The 17,648-nt window shown below is 58.0% G+C and carries 16 protein-coding genes and 1 tRNA gene; 10 read left to right on the top strand and 7 right to left on the bottom strand.

Annotated features, from left to right (window positions below; all coding sequences use genetic code 11):
* Positions 1–4 precede the first annotated feature (4 nt).
* Both rfbC and rfbA read right to left on the bottom strand, forming a co-directional pair.
* The gene (rfbC, locus tag AC1DNI_RS03130; RefSeq protein ID WP_477690782.1) at positions 5–562 is read right to left on the bottom strand and encodes a dTDP-4-dehydrorhamnose 3,5-epimerase; all 558 of its coding nucleotides are present in this window, start codon (positions 560–562) and stop codon (positions 5–7) included.
* A complete protein-coding gene (gene rfbA / locus AC1DNI_RS03125) occupies positions 555–1,439 on the bottom strand; it encodes a glucose-1-phosphate thymidylyltransferase RfbA (protein ID WP_153666569.1) in 885 nt (294 codons plus the stop codon). Before rfbA ends, rfbC begins: the two co-directional genes overlap by 8 nt.
* Positions 1,440–1,697: 258 nt before the next feature.
* Here rfbA and AC1DNI_RS03120 point away from each other — a divergent pair, with 258 nt between their 5' ends.
* A complete protein-coding gene (locus AC1DNI_RS03120; protein WP_477690781.1) occupies positions 1,698–2,507 on the top strand; it encodes an ABC transporter permease in 810 nt (269 codons plus the stop codon).
* Between the two features lie 35 nt (positions 2,508–2,542).
* Positions 2,543–3,289 (top strand): ABC transporter ATP-binding protein, encoded by a 747-nt coding sequence (locus tag AC1DNI_RS03115; protein ID WP_477691467.1) that lies wholly within the window; start codon positions 2,543–2,545, stop codon positions 3,287–3,289.
* 17 nt (positions 3,290–3,306) lie between these two features.
* Here AC1DNI_RS03115 and AC1DNI_RS03110 read toward each other — a convergent pair whose 3' ends face one another.
* Positions 3,307–4,221 (bottom strand): glycosyltransferase family 2 protein, encoded by a 915-nt coding sequence (locus tag AC1DNI_RS03110; RefSeq protein WP_477690780.1) that lies wholly within the window; start codon positions 4,219–4,221, stop codon positions 3,307–3,309.
* A 240-nt stretch (positions 4,222–4,461) separates the two neighbouring features.
* Here AC1DNI_RS03110 and AC1DNI_RS03105 point away from each other — a divergent pair.
* Positions 4,462–4,535: transfer RNA gene (locus tag AC1DNI_RS03105), tRNA-Gln, on the top strand.
* A gap of 171 nt (positions 4,536–4,706) precedes the next feature.
* Here AC1DNI_RS03105 and AC1DNI_RS03100 read toward each other — a convergent pair.
* From AC1DNI_RS03100 to AC1DNI_RS03090, 3 genes are all read right to left on the bottom strand, one after another.
* Positions 4,707–4,922 (bottom strand): hypothetical protein, encoded by a 216-nt coding sequence (locus AC1DNI_RS03100; protein ID WP_477690779.1) that lies wholly within the window; start codon positions 4,920–4,922, stop codon positions 4,707–4,709.
* A gap of 267 nt (positions 4,923–5,189) precedes the next feature.
* Positions 5,190–6,305, bottom strand: a complete 1,116-nt coding sequence (locus AC1DNI_RS03095; protein WP_477690778.1) for an NAD(P)/FAD-dependent oxidoreductase — start codon at positions 6,303–6,305, stop codon at positions 5,190–5,192.
* A 6-nt stretch (positions 6,306–6,311) separates the two neighbouring features.
* Positions 6,312–6,611, bottom strand: a complete 300-nt coding sequence (locus tag AC1DNI_RS03090) for a hypothetical protein (RefSeq protein ID WP_027230538.1) — start codon at positions 6,609–6,611, stop codon at positions 6,312–6,314.
* Between the two features lie 351 nt (positions 6,612–6,962).
* On the opposite strand from AC1DNI_RS03090, the gene AC1DNI_RS03085 reads away from it, so the two are divergent.
* Together AC1DNI_RS03085 and AC1DNI_RS03080 are read left to right on the top strand one after the other, a co-directional pair.
* Positions 6,963–8,483 (top strand): oligosaccharide flippase family protein, encoded by a 1,521-nt coding sequence (locus AC1DNI_RS03085; RefSeq protein ID WP_477690777.1) that lies wholly within the window; start codon positions 6,963–6,965, stop codon positions 8,481–8,483.
* Positions 8,484–8,520: 37 nt separating this feature from the next.
* Positions 8,521–9,516, top strand: coding sequence for a glycosyltransferase family A protein (locus AC1DNI_RS03080; protein WP_477690776.1), 996 nt, complete (start codon positions 8,521–8,523; stop codon positions 9,514–9,516).
* A 23-nt stretch (positions 9,517–9,539) separates the two neighbouring features.
* On the opposite strand, the gene AC1DNI_RS03075 is transcribed toward AC1DNI_RS03080, so the two are convergent.
* Positions 9,540–10,745, bottom strand: coding sequence for a polysaccharide pyruvyl transferase family protein (locus AC1DNI_RS03075; protein WP_477690775.1), 1,206 nt, complete (start codon positions 10,743–10,745; stop codon positions 9,540–9,542).
* Between the two features lie 306 nt (positions 10,746–11,051).
* Here AC1DNI_RS03075 and AC1DNI_RS03070 point away from each other — a divergent pair, with 306 nt between their 5' ends.
* The 5 genes from AC1DNI_RS03070 (at position 11,052) to AC1DNI_RS03050 (ending at position 17,645) form a co-directional block, all read left to right on the top strand.
* A complete protein-coding gene (locus AC1DNI_RS03070; RefSeq protein WP_477690774.1) occupies positions 11,052–12,248 on the top strand; it encodes a glycosyltransferase family 4 protein in 1,197 nt (398 codons plus the stop codon).
* Between the two features lie 123 nt (positions 12,249–12,371).
* Positions 12,372–13,742 carry a glutamate-1-semialdehyde 2,1-aminomutase gene (locus tag AC1DNI_RS03065; RefSeq protein WP_477690773.1) on the top strand — a complete coding sequence of 457 codons (1,371 nt, stop codon included), beginning with the start codon at positions 12,372–12,374 and terminating at the stop codon, positions 13,740–13,742.
* Positions 13,735–15,063: a glycoside hydrolase family 140 protein gene (locus tag AC1DNI_RS03060; RefSeq protein WP_477690772.1), complete on the top strand. Its 1,329-nt coding sequence runs from the start codon at positions 13,735–13,737 to the stop codon at positions 15,061–15,063. The genes AC1DNI_RS03065 and AC1DNI_RS03060 overlap by 8 nt, the downstream gene beginning before the upstream one ends.
* Positions 15,064–15,226: 163 nt before the next feature.
* Complete coding sequence (locus AC1DNI_RS03055; protein ID WP_153666578.1) at positions 15,227–16,297, top strand: NAD-dependent epimerase/dehydratase family protein; 1,071 nt, start codon at positions 15,227–15,229, stop codon at positions 16,295–16,297.
* A gap of 46 nt (positions 16,298–16,343) precedes the next feature.
* The gene (locus AC1DNI_RS03050; RefSeq protein ID WP_477691466.1) at positions 16,344–17,645 is read left to right on the top strand and encodes a DUF4910 domain-containing protein; all 1,302 of its coding nucleotides are present in this window, start codon (positions 16,344–16,346) and stop codon (positions 17,643–17,645) included.
* Positions 17,646–17,648: the final 3 nt, after the last annotated feature.

Genomic DNA, 17,648 nt, shown 5'->3' with positions numbered 1-17,648 from the left:
TCCGTTAAAAAATGAAGGTTTCAGCGTCGGCGAGCCGCGGCGCCCCGCGATCCTTGTCCGAAAGCTGGATCAAATCTGTGGCGACAGGCCAGTCGATGCCGATCTCCGGATCATCGAAGCGGATCGAACGGTCATGTGCCGGCGAATAATAATCGGTGACCTTGTAGACTACCTCGGTATTCTCCTCGAGCGTCATGAAGCCGTGGGCAAAGCCCTTCGGAACGAAAATCTGGTTCCATTTCGCAGCGGAAAGTTCGAGCGCAACCCACTTGCCGAAGGTCGGCGAGCCTTTGCGAATATCGACCGCAACGTCGATGATCGAGCCGCGAACGACGCGCACCAGCTTGTCCTGCGCCTTCGGCGGCAATTGGTAATGCAGCCCGCGCAGCACGCCCTTGGCAACCGAGAGCGAGTGGTTGTCCTGAACGAAGACGAGGTCAATTCCGGCATCCTTGAACAGGGACGCGTTATAGGTTTCCGAAAAGAAGCCGCGGTCGTCGCCGAAACGCTTCGGCGCGATCTCGAGGACGCCGTCGAGGCCGAGGGGGCGTATATCAAGCATCTGTCGCAAGCTCCGCAATACGCCGGCGCAGGTAGGCGGCATAGCCGGTCTTTCCAAGCTGCGCGGCCCGAGCCAGAACCTGCTCATCGTTGATCCAGCGGTTCTGATACGCAATCTCCTCCGGGCAGGCGATCATGACGCCCTGGCGGTGCTCGATCGTCCTGACGAAGGATGAGGCCTCGTGCAGGCTGTCGTGGGTACCGGTGTCCAGCCAGGCATAGCCGCGCCCCAACCTTTGCACGTGCAGATCGCCGCGCTCGAGGTAAATATTGTTGACGGCGGTGATCTCCAGTTCGCCGCGCGCCGACGGCTTGATGTTGGCCGCAATGTCGACAACGTCGTTGTCGTAGAAATAAAGGCCTGTGACTGCCCAATTGGATTTTGGCTTCTGCGGCTTTTCCTCAATCGAGATCGCCCGCTTGGTTGCGCGGTCAAACTCGACCACGCCATAGCGTTCGGGATCCTCGACGTGATAGGCGAAAACCGAAGCGCCCTTTTTGCGGTCGGCCGCCTCCTTGCACAATCGCGACAGGCCGTCGCCGTAATAGATATTGTCGCCGAGTACCATGGCGACAGGGTCGTTGCCGATGAATTCGCGCCCGATGATGAAGGCTTCCGCGAGGCCGTTGGGCTCCGGCTGCTCGGCAAATGTCAAATTGAGGCCAAAATCGCTGCCGTCGCCGAAAAGGTCGCGGAATACAGGCAGATCGCGCGGTGTCGATATAATCAGAATGTCTCGGATGCCCGCGAGCATGAGCACGCTCAGCGGGTAGAAGATCATCGGCTTGTCGTAGATCGGCAAAATCTGCTTTGACACCGCAATCGTCAGTGGATAAAGCCGCGTTCCGCTGCCGCCAGCTAAAATAATACCCTTCATGTAAGCAAAATTCCTACGTTATCGATAGCTTGGAACCGTTATCCTATCCGCTTGGCTAGGACAACTCCTCAATGGGCGATCGCCCGCCAAGAGGAGGTATGCCGCTTAAGGGGGAAAAGCGGCATGAAATCGACCGCACCGCCAAGCCGTCGCCATTTCCCGGTTCCGAATTGCGACAGGCAGTCACTATTAAGTCCCAATCTAATGTGCTAACCGCGAGGCTCTGCAAAAGGACGACAGAAGAGAGACTGCAATTCGATGGCCACAGCGACCTCGCAAAAGATGACGGCATGGCAAGATATTTCCGCGTCCCTTGCCAATTTTCGACTGGCGGCGCTGCTCGGATGGCAGGACGTTGCCCAGCGCTACCGCAGATCGAGCGTCGGCGCTTTCTGGCTCACGATCAACATGGGTGTGCTTATCGGCGCGCTCGGATTGGTCTTCGGCACGATCTTCAACACGCCCATGTCGGAGTTCCTGCCGTTCATATGCGTCGGCCTGATCATGTGGGGTTATTTCTCGAGCCTCGTGACCGAGGGTTGCGGCAGCTTCGTTGCCAATACCGAGACAATGCTACAGCTTCCGATCCCGTTTTTCACCTATATCCTGCGGACCTGGTGGCGCAATACCATCATCCTCGCCCACAACATCATCATCTTCCCTCTGGTCCTCTTGATCTTTGGCAAGTTCGTCAATTTCGACGCACTATTGGCCATTCCCGGCTTCATCCTGGTGTCGGTCAATCTGCTTTGGGTGATGGTCATTCTCGCGGTTCTGTGCACGCGCTATCGCGATTTGACGCAGATCGTCCAGAATATCATGCAGGTCGGCATGTATGTGACGCCGATCATGTGGATGCCGAAAAATCTTCCGGGCGGCGCGCGCTCGCAGCTCATGCTCGACTACAATCCATTCTATCATCTCATCAGCATTGTGCGCGAACCGCTGCTCGGCGGCGTTGCAACACCGCTCAACTGGATCGTCTCGATCGGCATGGCCCTTATCGGTTGGGTCATCGCACTGCTGTTTCTTAATCGTTACCGCACCCGGATTACTTATTGGCTATGAACATTACATCCCCGCTCCAATTTGCGCAGGCAGACATGACGTCGATGCACCTTGAAAATGTGACCGTGGATTTTCCGATCTACAACACGCGCAGCAGATCGCTGAAGAACCAGGTCATGAGCCTGGCGACGGGTGGCACCATCGGCTCGAACCCGGAAGGTCATGTCGTCATTCGCGGGCTCGAGAATGTTACGCTCAGCCTCAAGGAGGGCGAGCGGCTCGGGCTGATCGGCCATAATGGATCCGGCAAGACAACGCTCCTGCGCGTCATGAGCGGCGTCTACTACCCATCCCGCGGCAAGATCACCATCAATGGCAAGTGCACGTCGCTCATCAACATTTCGCTCGGCATCGACCCCGAGGCGACGGGCCGGGAAAATATCGGAATTCGCGGCGCGCTGCTCGGCTTCAAGAAAAAGGAACTGGCGGAACGGTTGGCGGAGATCGAGGAATTCTCGGAACTCGGCAACTTCCTCGACATGCCGGTGCGCACCTATTCAACCGGCATGCAGCTACGCCTTGCCTTCTCGATCTCGACAGTGATTCAGCCGGAGATCCTGATCATGGACGAATGGCTGGCGACCGGCGACGAAGGGTTCCAGCAAAAGGCCAATGAGCGCCTGCACGATCTCGTCAACAAGACCAAAATCCTGATCATTGCCAGCCATTCAAGAGACCTGCTCGTGAAGAACTGCACACGCATTGTCTGGCTTGAACATGGGCGGGTCAAGATGGACGGCGATGCCGAGACCGTGGCCAACGCCTATTTCGGCCATCACTGACAGCTGCATACCTTCGATCAGATCTTACCGAGAATCGCTGCCACATAGAGGCCAAGCTGCCCGAGCGCAGTCTGCCGATAGACACCGGATCGAACGAAATAATAGAGCCGTCGCAAGGGCCCGCGTCCTCGCGCTTTGCTGAACTCGTCGAGGATACCGCGCGATTCTGAGGTAAGAAGGTCGCGGCTTCGCTCAAGTCCTTGCAAGTTGAGGTCGGTCCACTCGGAAAGACGTCCCTTGAAGAGCAGGCGCAACCGCTGCATAGCGGCCATGACGCCTATATTGGTTCCGAACTGATTGCGCACATGCTGGCGGTAGCGCATGAGCATTTCCGGGCAATAGCGAACCTCGCCGCCCGCCCCCGAAACGATCAGGTAGATCCACCAATCATGGCTGACGAAGCCGGTGCGCCGTGAAGCGTCGGCAAGCAAGAGACGCGCTGCATGATTGAAGAGCATGGTGTTGCCGCCCGCGAGGCTCTGCGCCAGCGCATTTCTGAAGCTGGGTGAGCGCCTGAACAGCGCTGAAGGCGCGATGGTTTCGCCGTCTTCGGTTATCGCGAGGGTTCGCGAGCAGAACAAGGCGGGCGTCGACAAGGGAATTTGCTCGATCGAAGCCACTGACTTGGCTATCTTTTCTGGCTCCCAGATGTCGTCCTGATCGGAAAATCCGTAATAGTCGGAGATGATACCGGGATTGACGATCAGGGAGCGAAAGTTCTCCGCGTAACCCTTGCACGGTCCGGGCAGGATAGTGAACCTGCCCTTCGGCCACTTGCCGCGCCATACTTCCAGCACCTCCAAGGTGGTGTCGGTCGATCCGTCGTCCGAAACCCATATATCGATCGCGGGGTAGGTCTGGTTTTCGATCGAGGCCAGTTGCTCGTCCAGAAACTTGGCGCCGTTATAGGTTGCAAGGAGGATTGAAACCACTCCGGTGGATGGGGCGCCTGGCAATGCGTTAAAATCCCTGCTGAAGAATGTTCTGGCTGTCTCATGCAGATACAGCTTTTTTCCGTCGCGCATAGCCCAAAATCGCGATCGCCCCTCCTCGCCCCGCCGCCTGTTCCCGGCATTCGGCAAAACAAATGCCAAAAACATGCGATCGGGGGTTTGCATCCTCCAAGAATTCAACTATATGACGACCCGCACCGGCCGCTGCCGGTCGGCTGTTGGGGAATAGGTTAACGGTAGACCCACGGACTCTGACTCCGTTAGTCCTGGTTCGAATCCAGGTTCCCCAGCCAACTGATTTCAACACATTTTCTGATAATTGCAGCGCCAGGCTGTGCACTGCTCCGTGCACCACGTCTGTGCGATCTCCCCTGAAGTGAGCGCGCCATGGACAGGCGGGAAACCCGACCGAAACGGCGGCGGCACGGGCATCGGCGATCCACTGTTCCCACATTTATTGGAAACTAAACAACGGATTGGCCCTTCGCCTGTCTCAACGAAGTTGACCCTATCGTCACGTCGGAAGCCTGCTGTAAGTCAATAGTCGAACCGTACACAAGCGATTGCGCGTTGCCGTCGTTATTGGCGCTACGCAGGCTTATCACTCTTGCCAGTTCGGGCAGGAGGCCATCGCCGCGCCGCGCAGCGATTGCGTGCATGCCGGTCAACAGGTTCTCCATGGGTCTCCACTCCAGCTTGGATATGCCTTACCGTTGCACTCGCTCAAGCAGTGTGCCACCCGATTCCTGCACATGCCGGGAATTCAACCTGGGGAAACTGCACGCTACCGCCGCAACGGCGATGGACAGCACGGCTTTTGCCACCGCTCCGATAACCGTTGCCGGTAAAGTGGCGAGCGTGGCCTCGATAAGGACGGGCGCTGTTGCCTTACTGCAAATACGCTGGACGGGTCCGCCGGGCGTATCCGGCTTCCCAGCCAACAAATTTCAGGAAATTTCTATCATCTTCGAGACGTGCCTCGCGATGGCGAGGCAGGATGTGAGGCCAGGGCTCTCAATGCCGAAGAGATTGACGAGGCCCTTCACGCCGTGCGTTTCTGGACCTTCGATGACGAAGTCTGCAGCCGGCTCGCCATCGATCACAAGCTTTGGCCGTATGCCGCAATAGGCCGGCTGCAAGGCATCGTCCGCAAGCTCCGGCCAGTATTTGCGGATTTCGGCGTAGAAGCGATCGGCGCGCTGCGGGTCGACGGAATAATCGATCTCTTCGACCCATTCGACGTCCGGGCCAAACCGCATGCGCCCGTCGAGATCAAGGGTAAGATGCACGCCAAGCCCTCCCTCTTCCGGCACCGGATAGATCAAATGCCTGAAGGGCGTCCTGCCGGGTGCCGAAAAGTAGTTTCCCTTGGCATAGCGGGCCCGCGGAACGAACCTCTGCGGCAGGCCGGCAATCGTTGACGCCACCGCCGGCGCGTCGAGGCCGCAGGCGTTGACGAAGATCGACGTGTGCAATTCGTAGCGCCGGTCGTTCTCGACGCCGATGGTCTCGAGCCGCAGCCCGATATCATCGACCTCGCCGCCCACCACTCGTGTGCCAAAGGCAATCGCTGCACCGTGGTCCTGCGCGTCGCCAAGCAGCGCGAGCATCAGTCCATGGCTATCGATGATGCCCGTCGAGGGCGAAAGCAGCGCTCCATTGCAGGAAAGGTCCGGCTCCCGGCTTTTGGCCTCCGCTGCCGACAGTTCGACAAGATCGTCAACTCCGTTGGCGCGGGCGCGCGAGGCTATCGTCGCCAAAGTCCCGATCTGGTCCTCGTTGGTTGCGACGATCAGCTTGCCGCAGCGCTTGTGCGCAACCCCATGACTTTCGGCGAAAGCATAGAGCGCCCTGCTCCCAGCAACGCAAAACCGCGCCTTGAAGCTATCTTGCGGGTAATAGATACCCGCATGGATGACCTCGGAATTGCGTGAGCTGGTCCCGGTACCGATGGTTTCCGTCGCCTCGACAACGAGCGTCTCGATGCCGCGCAGCGCAAGTTCCCGGGCAATCGCCAGGCCGATGACACCGCCGCCAGCAATGACGCATTCGACGCGTTCCAACGTTTTTCAGTGCCTTCCATGCGTTGCGAGCGGAGCAAGCTTGCGTTCGAGGCTTTGCAGCGTTTCCATGATCTGCAGCCCGACCCGTTCATAGCATGGATAATGCAAAAGATGCTCGTTGTCCCAATCGGCAGGCGACAGGCCGTGGGGGCAGCAATCCTGGGGCGCGGAGTTCTTGAGTTCTGTAAGGTATTCCTGGACTGAAAAGGAGCTCGGCGGCGTGCCCGTTGCCACATGCATGAAAAGTGCACGCAGCCAGAACTGGGTGGCCATAAGTTCGATGCGTATTTGTTCGTCTTCGATCATTAAAATTCAGATCCCGCCGCAAGGGTTTAAAGCCATCTAACTAAAGACCTTTTTGTTATTGATTGATAATTCGGCTTGACGGATAGAGGACGCATCCAAAAGCGGACTGTCTGCATGCCCGCCACGGCAGTATTATAGCCGCGGTGCACGTTCGACCGATGTCAAGTGGCGTCTCGCTACATCCGATTGATCGCGCGGTCAGCCAGATTTCGCACGGCTTACCTCAAACGGCTTAGCGTGCGCTATCTCATTAGGCATCTTAAATGCCGTCCCTGCTACAGTTACCTTCGTTGGATCACGGGAGGCAAATCATCTCCTATTGCTGTGCGATCGCAAAACAATCAACAATCAATGCCCTTCGCACATGCGGCATCGAAGCGACATACAGGAGCGCATCAATTGGGCACAGTACGCCGGGCTTTTTTCATGGCGACCTTGGAGCAATATTCCCAAGTGATCGTAAGCTTGGCAATGATCGCCGTTCTTTCGCGTCTGTTGGACACGACAGCAATCGGTATTGCGGTCATAGGCCTCGGAATTGGTACGATTGCGTTCAATATCCGCGAGTTTGCCACCTCGGAGTATCTCATTCAGCGCATCGACGTTTCGCGTGAGGATATCCGCACCGCTTTTACGCTGATGTTCGGCACATCGCTTCTTATCTGCTGCTGCCTGTCTGCCTTCGCCCCGTGGATCGCGGAGTTCTACGCTCAGCCGGCCCTGAAGATGTTCATCATTATTCTGGCATTCTCCGGCGTTATCGATTCGTCCGTCAGCACCATCGCCGCCTTGCTGAAGCGGGATATGCAATTTGGAGCGATGACCCGTATCAACGCCCTCGGCGTCATCACCAATGCCGCCGTCACGGTCACGCTGGCCTGGTTCGATTTCGGCTTCATGAGCTATGCCTGGGGTACGCTGGTTTCCGCCTTGGTGCGGATGGTTCTTGCGTTTCACGCACGCCCCATTCTCTGGATGTATCGCCCATGCCTCAAGGGTTGGCGGTCCTTCTTCGTCTTCGGCGGTTATAAGGGAGCCTCGACCGTCCTCGACCGAACCTACGAAGCGCTGCCCCAACTCGTTCTCGGACATTTCATGCCGCTCACCGCCGTCGGCCTGTTCAACCGCGCCAATCTCGTATGCGGGCTCCCCGACAAGTTCATGCTGTCGGCGCTGTTCTCCATTGCTTTCCCGGCCTTTGCCGCTGAGGTTCGACAAAATCGCAGCGTAAAGGAAGCCTATCTCAGGTTGATCAGCTATATCACCGCCCTTTACTGGCCGGCTCAGCTTGTCCTCGCAATCCTGGCCTACCCCATCGTCCATATCGCCCTCGGACCGGCGTGGGATGGAGCGGTGCCACTCGTCCAGCTCCTGTCACTGGCCGCGATATTCTGGTTTCCGAATATTCTGACGTTCCCGGTTCTTGTTGCCTTGGGCGCCAACAGGGAGGCATTCGAGGCGAACTTCATCGGTCGAGGTCTGGCGATGGTGGTTATCTGCGTCGCAAGCTTCTATGGCCTTTACGCACTCGTCTTCAGCCAGTTCATCGTCCTGCCCTTCCAAATGGCGATTTCATTGATCTATGTGCGCCGGCATGTACCGTTCGCATGGACTGAGTTCGCTGCGATACTTTGCAACAGCGCGCTTGTCACCTTCGGGGCTGTCATAGGGCCACTCGGCGTATTGGCGGCACACGGTTTCGCATTCGACCTGTCGATCGGTCTTGCGCTCGTCGCGACCCTCCTTTCTGCGGCCGGGTGGCTAACGGCACTCGTCCTGACGAAACATCCTCTCCTTGACGAAATCATCCACATGGTCGAGCTGTTCATGCCCCGGCTGCTCGCAAACAGGCCAGGGGTCCCCGCCGAATGATGACCTGGCACCGACATCCGTTTCATAGGATCAATCGATGAAATCGGTCGATGTCGTCATACCGAACTATAACTATGCCCGTTACCTGCGAGGTTGTGTCGAAAGTGCCTTGAACCAGAATGTCGATGTAATTCGCGTGTTGATCATCGACAATGCTTCGACCGACGGCAGCCAACAGATAGCGCGCGATATCGCAGCGCAAGATCCACGCGTCGAACTCCTGCTTCGCGAAAAGAACATGGGACCTCATGCCTCATTCAATGATGGAATCGAGTGGGCCCAGTCGGACTATTTCCTCATCCTCTGCTCGGACGATCTCCTTGCCCCCGGGACACTCGAAAACGCGGTCGGTTGCATGGAGGCGAACCCGAACGTTCACCTGACGCATGGGGCAACGTTCTTCCAGATCGAGGGCAGAGGCAGCGATACCGCGCCGAACATTGGCGCAAGGGCGCAGTGGACGATCAAGGATGGCCCGACTTTTCTGAAAGACATTTGCCAGGCCGGCCTCAACTACGTGAGCGGGCCGACCGTCGTGGTCCGTACGTCTGTCCAGAAGCAAGTCGGATACTACAACCCCGAATTGAGCCACACTGACGATATGGAAATGTGGATGAGATTTGCATTGCGTGGCTCGATTGCATCCACCGAGGCGGTTCAGGCCATCGCGCGTGTCCATTCGAACAACCAGTCTGCGACTGTTGGAAACATTCGTCAATGGAGCATTGAGTTTGAGGATGCTTACAACGCGTTCTTCAATGGTGTCGGCGCGCACCTCGACAATTCCGAGGAACTGTTGCGCACGGCGCGTCTCGCGCTCAGCGACCGGGCCTACTGGTCGGCCATCGCTCTGATATGCCGCGGCGAACCCGGCGGACGCGAACTGTTTGCCAGGGCCTTGCACCTGCATCCGGCCGCCGCATTGTTGCCGCCCGTGGGATATCTGTGGAAGCGTGCTGGCGCCTGGTCTTTGGCCAAAGCCAGTATTGCATCGCTAACGCGGCGGATGACTGGAACTGCGATTGCAGATTGAAGCTCCGGCGGGCTACGCGCCGATCACCCGGCGATGACGCGATGTAGCAGGACGGCTTCCTGTTCCGCCAGCTTTTCTTGAAGCGAACGATTGACCCCCGCTATCTCTTGCTTGACGGCATCCACGTTGCCAAGCACCTGGTTGGTCTGCTGTTTGAGCTTTTCGACATCAAAGGTTTCAATGTGTTGGCAATAATGAGCCTGTCTGAACTGGGACAGCAGATAGTCGTTCTTTAAATTATAGCTCAAGGAAATTGTCGGCCGGCCCGATTTCAGCGCACAGACCACGTTGTGATAACGTGAGACAACGACGATGTCCGTCTGTGCGATTTCGCCCATCAGCTCGTGCAACGACCCGCCGTGACCGACCGCGATGCGCTCCATGGGAATATCGGGCCGTGTCGAGGAAATTGACTTCATCAACTGCTTTACGGCTCTGCCATCGCGCAGATCGCCGGTCAGAAGGCGTGCGTTATGTCCTTCGTCAATCAGCCAGCAAATATATTGGGTCAGTTTCGCAATATAGTCGTTGTGGATACGTTCGCCTTCCGCATTGTCTGCATTCGCCTTCTTCCATCCATGGTAATCCATCACACCGACCCCGACGGTCGTGCGCGCCGTGTCTTTCGCGGGTACCGAGACAGGCAAGGGAAGCCGAAAGGCAATGTCCGGATAGCGCAGGTCCGGCGTCACGTCGAGCCCAATCCCCTTCATGTATTCCAGTGAGAAATCATCGCGATACGACCTGTATTGCGCCATTCTGGCCGCAGATTTCAAAAACCAGCGACTTAAGGGGTTTTCAATGGGACCCGCTCCAATACTGACGAAGGCGATGCGCGCATTTTGCAGACGCGCAGCGAGGCACCAGCGAAATACAACGAAAGGCCAACCGAACGCGGTCTCCTGAAAGTCATCGAGAATCCCCGTGCCGGGGATGATCAGGACACTCACGCCGCGCAGTCCACTGATGACGGCATAAAGGCTGCCCAGCCTGCGTGGAAAATCCGCGAGCAACCGATTGAGCCTGTTGGACCAATTGCCTTCAAGCTTGACGCCGCCGATGCTGATTGCATCGACCTTGTAGCGTTCCGTGACGGCAGCTGGATTGGAACAGACGCAAAGCAGCGTGGCCTCCTGTTTGGAAGCGCGCAGGAAATCGAGCATGGCTTCGAGCGAACCGTCATTGCCGGTGTTTCCGCTGCCAAACTGACCTAGCAAGCCGATTTTCATTCAAGCCCTCAATTGTACATTTGCTCGGACCACCGATCGACGCATACTCAACACCTGACCCAAATTCTGTGGCGTGCCGTTGTTCGAACAAGCGGGGTCGATTGGGCACCGGATTTGATCTTGCTGCGCTGCGATGCAAAAAAACACATGGCTCTTGGAACACCGGGGGCACCCGAACGATGAAGGTGTTCCCCCAAAAGGCTACGGCATCTGCCCATCGCGGCAGGTACAGTCGCGAGCCAAATTGCCACTATTATTGCATTGTGGCCGGGCGATGTGGCGCGGACCCCAGCAGGATGAAGTGGAATGAAGTTCGCCTATTTTGTACGCCCGCATATCGGCGGAACCTACACGGTCTTCAAGCAGTTGCGCGAGGGGCTCGCGCCCTACGGCATCGAGGTCTGCTGGATGTCGATGGGCCATGCCGAAGCGCTGAAGGACCCGGAATGGTTCCCGGAATTTGCGCTTGGCACGGCAATCAGTACGGATGGACTGGCGAACGAGCGCGATCAAGCCCGGGCTCTCGCGGCCGCAATTGAAGCAGGCGGCTTCGACGGCGTATTCATCAACGTGCTCAGCGATCGAATCCAAACCAACATCGCGCGCTACCTGCCGGAAGCGATCACGCGTATCATGATCGTGCACAACATCACCGCCGGCACCTATGCAGCTGCGGTCGCCGTGCGTGATCATGTGCATGCCGCAATCGGTGTTTCGGATCGGATCCAGTCCGATCTCGTCAGGACCATGGGTTTTGATGCAGACCATACGTTCGCGATTCCGCACGCAGCCGAGACCCGATTGTCGAGACTGCTCAATCGTACGCCGCGAGCCACGGAACCGCTTCGCCTCGTGTTCCTCGGCCGCGTCGAGGACGCTTCCAAAGGCGTATTCTGGCTCGCCGACATTCTCGACCATCTCGACGCCTCCATTCACCTGACCATCGCGGGGGATGGCCCAGACCTACAGGCGCTGAAGCTCAAGCTTGCCCGCCATGGCAAGCGCGTCACCTTTCTCGGAGCCGTACACCCGAAAGAGGTTCACAGGGTCCTAATCCATCAGGATGTGATGATCATGCCGTCGCGGTTTGAGGGCTTTGGCCTCACGCTGACAGAGGCGATGGCAGTCGGCTGCATCCCCGTCGTTTCGCGCATCCGGGGCGTCACCGACACGATCATCGACGATGGCATCAATGGTTTTCTCTTTCAGATCGGCAACAGCGCAGAGGCCGCTCGGATCATTACCGGCATTGCGGCGAATCCGGAGGCGGCGCAGCTCCTTTCGAGTGCCGCACGAGACAAGGCGGAGCATGTCTTCACCCTCGATGCGATGGCGCGTCGCTATGTCGAGGTCATCCGGAACATCGGGGCCGCCCCCCCCGAAATCGCGCCTCCGCTCAGCTTTGCCGACTGGTCGTTCCCGAGAGGGCTTCGTCCGGGCCTGCGCACCTATATCCCGACTCCGATCAAGAACTGGCTGCGCGTCATGCGGGAAAGAACTTGAAGTCTAGGTCCCTACCCCTTTTGACGCTGCTGCTGACTGAATTGCCGAAGTGAATTTTCCCGGCGCCGCCGTCATATTTGATCGTGGGAGAAAACGCCCGCGTCGTGGTTATGAGGTTAGCAAATGTCGACATTGATCGAGAGCTTCGAAAAATCGGACCAGTTGCGCGGGCCGGCGCATCACCTCATCCCGGGCGGCGCCCATACTTACGCGAAGGGCGATGATCAATATCCGGTGCTATCCCCTGGCTTCATAGCGCGCGGGCTCGGCAGCCATATCTGGGACGTCGATGGCAACGAATATATCGAATATGGCATGGGCAACCGGGCCGTCGGGCTTGGCCATGCATACGCCCCGGTGCTCGAAGCGGTCACCCGGCAGTTACAGCGCGGCTGTAACTTTGTCCGTCCAGCAGATATCGAAGTCGAATGTGCCGAGACCTTTCTTGAAACAATCCCGACGGCCGACATGGTCAAGTTCTGCAAGGACGGATCCCACGCAACGTCAGGCGCGGTCCGTCTGGCACGAGCGGTCACGGGCCGGGACTATATTGCCCGCTGCAGTGACCATCCATTCTTTTCGACCGATGACTGGTTCATCGGTACGACGGAAATGAATGCCGGCATACCGCGAGCCATCCAGGAACTGACACTCGGGTTCAAGTATAATGACATTGCAAGCGTCAAGGCGCTGTTCGAGAACCATCCGGGAAAGATCGCCGGATTGATTCTCGAGGCATCGCGCGGAGACGATCCGGAAAACAATTTCCTGCATGAAGTGCGCAATCTTTGCCACCGCAACGGCGCGCTCTTCATTCTCGACGAGATGATCACCGGTTTTCGTTGGCATGTCGGCGGCGCTCAACAGTTCTATCGTATCGAGCCCGACCTCTCCTGTTTCGGTAAGGCACTCGGCAACGGCTTCTCCGTCTCCGCACTTGCCGGCAAGCGCGAATTCATGCGTCTCGGCGGGCTGGAAGAGACGGGCAAGCCCCGGGTATTCCTTCTGTCGACCACGCACGGGGCGGAAACGCACGCCTTGGCGGCGGCGATCGCCACGATGCGCATCTATCGGAACGAACCGGTCATCGAACATCTCTACGATCAGGGCCAGGCCTTGCGCGCCGGGATCGCGCAGGCAACGACGCGTCATGGTCTCAGCGCCTACGTCAAGGTAACCGGCCGCGCCTGCTGTCTGGCCTATGCGACGCTTGATCAGGATCGAGCCCCTTCCCAGGCATTCCGCACCCTGTTCCTTCAGGAAACCATCAAGCGCGGCATCCTCATGCCGTCGCTGGTGGTGAGCTACACCCATAGCGAAGAAGACGTGGCCCGCACGATCGATGCAGTTGACGGGGCGTTGGGCGTCTACAAGCAGGCGCTCGAAAACGGCGTCGAGAACTACCTCGTCGGACGCCCGTCAGACGTCGTCTTCCGTCGGTTCAACACCGGACCTGTGGAGCACCGCCAACTGGAACGTGCATCGAATGGCTGAATATATCCGGCGATGGGCATGCCTGTTGCTGGTGCTTTTTCCATTTACTAGCCATGCAGATCCGGTGGCATTTCCGCTGCGCGTTTCAGAAAATCACCGCTATCTCGAGGATGCTTCCGGCAAGCCATTCCTCGTCACCGGGGATGCCGCCTGGTCGCTGATTGGCGAACTGTCGCGCGAAGAGGCGGACAAGTATCTCGCGGACCGGCAAAAACGTGGTTTCAACACGATCCTCGTATCGTTGATTGAACACCGCTTCAGCCGCAAGGCACCGCGCAATTTCTATGACCGCGATCCGTTCCTCGCGAAGGGCGACTTCAGCCGGCCAAACGACGCCTATTTCGACGATGCCGACTTTATCCTGCAGAAAGCCCAGGAGCGCGGTTTTCTTGTCCTTCTCGTGCCGTCCTATCTCGGAGCAGGCGGTGGTGACGAAGGCTGGTACAAGGAAATGGAGGATGCAGGACCGGCAGCCCTCAAATCGTACGGGCGCTATCTCGGCCAGCGTTTTCGAAAGTACAAGAACATCGTTTGGGTTCAGGGTGGAGACTACAACCCGCCAGACCCCGTACTGGTCAATGCGGTCGCGGAGGGGCTGGCCGAAACAAATCCCGAAGCTCTCCAAACCGTTCACGGAAGTCCGGATACCGATATTCAGCGGATGTGGGCGGAGGCGAAATGGCTCAGTTTCGATACACTCTACACGTATGACGAGGTAGAGGACAAAGCGCTCGAACGCTACACTTCCAACGCAAAAACCCCATTCCTGTTCGTCGAAGGCGCTTATGAGGGGGAACACGACTCGACCGAGCAGAGCCTTCGTGAGATCGCATACGATGCCCTCCTCGGCGGCGCCTGCGGCCAGATATTCGGCAACAACCCCATCTGGCATTTTTCCGGGCCTGGACTTTTTGACACCAAGGACAATTGGGAAGTGGCCCTCGGAAGCCGCGGAGCACAAAGCATCGGCTATTTGAAGCAGTTCTTTGACGCATTGCCATGGTGGAAACTCGAGCCCGAACAGGGAAGGCTTCTGGTGTATCGGGACACACTATTTCCGGGCACCGCGTTTGGAAGCATGTCGAAGGACGGTAGCCTCGCCGTGATCTATGTTTCAGGGCGCAGCGACGTCGCCATCAATTCGGCGGCACTTGCGTCCCACGCCAAGCGCGCCCGCTGGTATGACCCTGCATCCGGCAAATATACGGATGCCGCCGAGCAGAAAACCCAGCGGCGTGAAACGGTAACATTTGAAGTTCCGGCTGCGCAAAATGCGGCCGGTTATACGGATTGGCTCCTCGTGTTTGAGGATCGCGGCTAGAGTCCGGTTTCGGTGAAAGTGCAATCGGGCAAAAGGCGTAGAGAGCCTCCCCAAAGTGTAGCCCTTGTTACACCCTGATCCACCGAACTCCTCTCTCGCTGTCGAACGCGCCGGGAAGTACCGTTTTTTACAAATCGAACGTAAATTTCAAAAGGATTGCGACATGAAAGTACTCGTGACAGGGCATCGGGGTTACATCGGAACGGTCATGGTGCCTTTCCTGATGAAGGCTGGCCACGACGTTCATGGCTATGACGCCGAACTCTATCGCAGCTGCGGCTATGCGCCGGGCGGCTCGATCAAGGATGTTCCGGGGCTCTGCAAGGACGTGCGCGACGTCGAGGTAAGCGACTTGAAGGGTTTCGATGCGGTCATCCATCTTGCCGCGTTGTCGAACGACCCCTTGAGCAACCTCAATCCGGATATCACCTACGAGATCAATCACCGTGGCAGCGTCAAATTTGCCGAGACCGCCAAGAAGGCTGGCGTTTCGCGCTTCCTCTTTGCGTCTTCCTGCAGCAATTACGGCAAGTCCGGCGAGGGCATGATCGACGAGACGGGCGAACTCAATCCGGTAACGGCCTATGGTTCGTCCAAGGTGCTTGCGGAAAAAGACATAGCCAAGCTTGCCGATGACAATTTCACCCCGACTTACCTGCGCCCGGCAACAGCCTATGGCCTTTCGCCGATGCTGCGCTTCGATATCGTCCTCAACAACCTTGTTGCATGGGCAGTGACCGAAGGCGTGATCCTCCTGAAGTCCGATGGTTCGCCATGGCGTCCGATCGTTCATATCGAGGATATTTCGCGTGCCTTCCTCGCCGCCATGGAAGCGCCGAAGGACAAGGTGCACAACGAAGCGTTCAATGTCGGCCAGTCGGCTCACAACTATCGCATCCGTGAAATCGCCGAAATCGTTTCCGAGGTCGTTCCGGGCTGCAAGCTCGAATTTGCTGCCGATGCCGGGCCGGACACGCGCTCCTATCGCGTCAGCTTCGAAAAGATTGCGCGCGTTCTCCCGGCTTTCAAGCCGGTCTGGGATGCGCGCGCGGGCGCCGAGCAGTTGCACGCGGCCTATGCGACTTCCGGCCTGACGTTGCAGGAGTTCGAGGGACCGCGCTACCAGCGCATCGCCAATATCCGCAAGTCACTGGAGGAAGGTACGCTCAACCAGAGCTTGCGCCGCGTTCCGTCCTCGAGCCGACATCCTGCCCTGGCAGATGCTGTCGTCTAAACGCAAAGCGCATGACATGAACACATTTATGGTCTCGTTCGAAAATATGCGGCCGGCGGCCGACGCGGAAGTGGATGTGGGTATCCGCATCTACGCGCTGGCGGCTCGCCTCTACCCGATCTGCCGCAGCATAACGGGCGAGGGCGTTCGCAAGACATTGCAGGTCCTTGGCCAGCAGATCGACCTGACCCAGCACGAGGTTCCGACAGGAACCCCGGCGCTGGACTGGACGGTGCCGCAGGAATGGAACATCCGGGGCGGTTATATCAAGGACGCCTCGGGGCGAAAGGTCGTCGATTTCGCCGACCATAATCTTCATGTCCTCGGATACAGCGCGCCGATACATCGGACGATGCCGCTGAGCGAACTCAAGGCGCATATCTACACCCTGCCAGACCAGCCCGATCTCATCCCCTACCGCACCTCCTATTACAGCGAACAGTGGGGGTTCTGCATAACGCATAACCGCTTCCTCGCCATGGAGGACGGGGAATATGAGGTCATGATCGATTCGCAGAAGGCCGACGGACACCTAACCTACGGCGAATATGTCCATAAGGGAGAGACCGGCCGCGACGTGCTGCTATCGGCGCATATCTGCCATCCCTCGCTCGCCAACGACAATTGCTCCGGCCTCGCGCTGCTTGCCTGCCTCGCCAAGGCGATGCGCGGGCGCAAGACCCGCTATAACTACCGCTTCCTCTTTGCCCCCGGCACGATCGGGGCGCTCACCTGGCTCGCGCATAATGAGGCAAATGCCGCCCGGATCGATCATGGCCTGATCGTCTCCTGCGTGGGTGACGGCGGCGGACCGAACTACAAACGCAGCCGGCGCGGCAATGCCACGATCGACAAGGCGATGGAATATGTGCTCAACCGGGAAGATCGCAAGGGCACGATCAAGGAGTTCAGCCCTTACGGCTATGACGAGCGGCAATATTGTTCGCCAGGCTACAATCTTCCTGTCGGCCTGTTTCAGCGCAGCGCGTTCGGCACGTTTCCGCAATACCACACATCCGCGGACAATCTCGATTTCATCGCGCCGGAGCATCTTGCCTCGTCCTACAGGATGATCATGGAGGCAATCGATATCCTCGAACTGAACTGGACGCCGCTCAATCTCTTTCCCAAGGGTGAGCCGCAGCTCGGACGCCGCGGCCTCTATTCGGCGCTCGGCGGCGACAAATCCGCAGGCGAAACAGCCATGGCCTATCTCTGGGTTCTCAACCTCGCCGATGGTCAGCACTCGCTGCTCGATATGGCCGAACGTTCGGGGATGGCCTTCAGCGATATCGTGCGCGCAGCGCAGTTGCTGAGGGAGAACGACCTTCTCGCTGAAGCTGCCTGATCC

The sequence above is a fragment of the Phyllobacterium sp. 01N428 genome (assembly GCF_056399405.1).
Note: the sequence above shows the minus strand (reverse complement) of the source record. Positions and strands in the feature narration are given on the sequence as shown.

Excerpts from the sequence above, each read along its gene's own strand:
- AC1DNI_RS03115 (WP_477691467.1), top strand. The coding sequence starts at position 2,543 with ATGACGTCGATGCACCTTGAAAATGTGACCGTGGATTTTCCGATCTAC.
- AC1DNI_RS03055 (WP_153666578.1), top strand. The coding sequence starts at position 15,227 with ATGAAAGTACTCGTGACAGGGCATCGGGGTTACATCGGAACGGTCATG.
- AC1DNI_RS03080 (WP_477690776.1), top strand. The coding sequence starts at position 8,521 with ATGAAATCGGTCGATGTCGTCATACCGAACTATAACTATGCCCGTTAC.
- rfbA (WP_153666569.1), bottom strand. The coding sequence starts at position 1,439 with ATGAAGGGTATTATTTTAGCTGGCGGCAGCGGAACGCGGCTTTATCCA.
- AC1DNI_RS03120 (WP_477690781.1), top strand. The coding sequence starts at position 1,698 with ATGGCCACAGCGACCTCGCAAAAGATGACGGCATGGCAAGATATTTCC.
- AC1DNI_RS03085 (WP_477690777.1), top strand. The coding sequence starts at position 6,963 with ATGCCCTTCGCACATGCGGCATCGAAGCGACATACAGGAGCGCATCAA.
- AC1DNI_RS03070 (WP_477690774.1), top strand. The coding sequence starts at position 11,052 with ATGAAGTTCGCCTATTTTGTACGCCCGCATATCGGCGGAACCTACACG.
- AC1DNI_RS03090 (WP_027230538.1), bottom strand. The coding sequence starts at position 6,611 with ATGATCGAAGACGAACAAATACGCATCGAACTTATGGCCACCCAGTTC.
- AC1DNI_RS03050 (WP_477691466.1), top strand. The coding sequence starts at position 16,344 with ATGCGGCCGGCGGCCGACGCGGAAGTGGATGTGGGTATCCGCATCTAC.
- AC1DNI_RS03060 (WP_477690772.1), top strand. The coding sequence starts at position 13,735 with ATGGCTGAATATATCCGGCGATGGGCATGCCTGTTGCTGGTGCTTTTT.
- rfbC (WP_477690782.1), bottom strand. The coding sequence starts at position 562 with ATGCTTGATATACGCCCCCTCGGCCTCGACGGCGTCCTCGAGATCGCG.
- AC1DNI_RS03100 (WP_477690779.1), bottom strand. The coding sequence starts at position 4,922 with ATGGAGAACCTGTTGACCGGCATGCACGCAATCGCTGCGCGGCGCGGC.
- AC1DNI_RS03075 (WP_477690775.1), bottom strand. The coding sequence starts at position 10,745 with ATGAAAATCGGCTTGCTAGGTCAGTTTGGCAGCGGAAACACCGGCAAT.
- AC1DNI_RS03065 (WP_477690773.1), top strand. The coding sequence starts at position 12,372 with ATGTCGACATTGATCGAGAGCTTCGAAAAATCGGACCAGTTGCGCGGG.